Annotated in this window: 4 protein-coding genes and 1 pseudogene; 2 read left to right on the top strand and 3 right to left on the bottom strand. The window is 36.3% G+C overall.

Going from position 1 to position 2090, the window contains the following annotated elements:
- Positions 1-7: 7 nt before the first annotated feature.
- A pseudogene (locus FTV48_RS14565) lies at positions 8-133 on the top strand (IMP dehydrogenase); the annotation flags it as partial.
- Positions 119-319, top strand: coding sequence for a hypothetical protein (locus tag FTV48_RS15280; RefSeq protein ID WP_180000758.1), 201 nt, complete (start codon positions 119-121; stop codon positions 317-319). The pseudogene FTV48_RS14565 and the gene FTV48_RS15280, both read left to right, overlap by 15 nt.
- Positions 320-502: 183 nt before the next feature.
- Here FTV48_RS15280 and FTV48_RS14555 read toward each other — a convergent pair whose 3' ends face one another.
- From FTV48_RS14555 to repM, 3 genes are all read right to left on the bottom strand, one after another.
- Positions 503-646 carry a hypothetical protein gene (locus tag FTV48_RS14555; RefSeq protein ID WP_001125247.1) on the bottom strand — a complete coding sequence of 48 codons (144 nt, stop codon included), beginning with the start codon at positions 644-646 and terminating at the stop codon, positions 503-505.
- A gap of 12 nt (positions 647-658) precedes the next feature.
- On the bottom strand, positions 659-1219 hold the full coding sequence (locus FTV48_RS14550; RefSeq protein WP_223154292.1) for a plasmid replication DNA-binding protein: 561 nt from the start codon (positions 1217-1219) through the stop codon (positions 659-661).
- Between the two features lie 59 nt (positions 1220-1278).
- Positions 1279-2090, bottom strand: an 812-nt coding sequence (repM, locus tag FTV48_RS14545; protein WP_180000757.1) for a replication initiation protein RepM, incomplete at its 5' end; no start/stop codon positions are given.

The raw sequence follows: 2090 nt of genomic DNA, 5'->3' as shown, positions 1-2090 counted from the left end.
GACTGTTATGTTGACCATCGTTCAAGACGCGTTAACCTTCGATGATGTCCTATTACTCCCTGCCTATTCTACTGTTCTCCCAAAAGATGTCTCTCTAAAGACACGCCTGACCCGTGGCATTAACCTGGATATCTTTAATAGGATCTCTAGCGAAGTATTGACCATCAAAAATGATCTAGAGCTGAATTCTGAGAATCAACTGATAACTAAATATAAGACTTCTACTTCTGAAGATTATAAAAAAGCAATTATTTTGATTTTTAAAGAACGTGGCTATACCAGGTTAGAAATAGGTCAGTTACTTGAAGGCCAACTGTAAAGACTTCCTAAAATTAACATAATACGCGTTATACGAAATGCAAATTTTATTTCATATAATTCAATGCTTTAACTGATACCATAAAGCCGAACTTAGCTGAGTTCGGCTTTTTTGTTGAAGACTACCGTTCTACGCTTAATCTTTAATCAATGTTCCACGGTTTTGATTAGCTCAATTGAATAATCAGGATGCCTGGTCTTTTTCTTTTTGGCGTTCATCCAGCTCTTTTTTGAGTGCCTTTTTATCTTGGTACGATGCAATCAGCATGATCGGGATCAGCAGCGGGGCCACAATAATTCCCAGGGCAATGTCTTTCAGTTTCGGCATGATCTTTCTCCCTTAGTCATTATCAAAAACAGCATTCAGCACACGGCCAAATAAGCCACGTTTTTTAGGTTCTGGTTCAACATGCTCAGGAAGATGGATCCGTTTACTCTCGGAAGTAGTCAATTCGTCATAGTTAGAGTCAGTCTGTGACCGAGGATCCGTTGCTATATTTGAATTTGTAGATTCATTTAGCTTATCAATATTTTCTTGTTGTGACTGTTCTAAGGTGCCTTTAAACTCAATTCTATGAGTAAGATCTTCAATATGTTGCATCAAAGACTTTTCTCTTTGATTTGCTAAATCTAACTGATTTTTTAGTAAAGAAATCTGATCTTTTAATAGATTTTCGACTTCAGATTGAACGTGTACCTGTACATCCTTCTGAACTTGTTCAGTACGTGTACTGGACTGAACACCGATTGGGTTGCCATAAACTCTGATAAGTTCAGATAAGTCTATTAGACCATCATTATCTCTTGATAATTCACCATTTTTTAAAGCCTCATATATTGTTGTCCGTGATTTTTTAAAGGCTTTACTTGCGTCCATAACGCTAAATTTTGTAGTGTTCAATACAATCCCTCTGTTCATGTACAAGGATGTTCAGGTGAGCATATTACTGAACATTATCTTTATTTTGTTTGAAAGCCAACCTTTACTAGATATGGATATAGTTCTTTAAATTTTTCAGCATCTAATAGCATTTCGGCAATTCGTACGGCAAATTGCGGATAGCTTTCGGTGCCTTGAGAATACTTACTCATTTCAGGCAGTTCTGACAATTTGTTAGCAAATAAATGACGCTGGGCATCTGTTAACTTGGTGAAAATATCTAAGGTGTTTTGATCTCTAGCTTCTAGATTTGGTTTGTTAACGTTTTTCTTTTGCTTGAATGAGAATGAAAAGCCATAAATTGAACGTCCTTTTTTATGCTGCTCATATTTAACAGTGATATCTGTAAACTCATTAACTTGATCTATAGCTAGATGTAAGACTCTGTCTTTAAAGTTCCCCATTCTTGTGTACTCATCATCAAGCACACCAATTTTTTTTCTAAACTCTTCAAGCTCTATAACAGGAGTTTGGCCAGTGCTACGCCATGCGATCAATAATTCATATAGGCGTACAGCATAAGCACTACTGAGATTACTAACTTGCTGTAATTCATACTTAGTGAACTGTTCTTCGAGTTTAGTAATTAATGGAACAATAGCGGGTGCAAAAATTAACTTAACAGTCGCTTCAGCATCAATATAACGAATCTCACTAACCCATCGGCTTAGTACGTTTTCGATGTTTCCTCGTTTATTCATCTCTTGATAGCTAAATTGTCTAGCAAATAAATCTTTTGAAGCATCCTTTAATGCTTGATAGGCAGTCTGTCTTGCAACATTGAATTGATTGATATAGCTCTCTGCATGCACTTCTAAAGGGTTGTTTGCAT

Source organism: Acinetobacter sp. YH18001 (genome assembly GCF_013416975.1).
Taxonomy (GTDB): Bacteria; Pseudomonadota; Gammaproteobacteria; order Pseudomonadales; family Moraxellaceae; genus Acinetobacter; species Acinetobacter pseudolwoffii.
The sequence above is the reverse complement of the archived record's forward strand: the minus strand, read 5'-3'. Positions and strand labels throughout refer to the sequence as shown.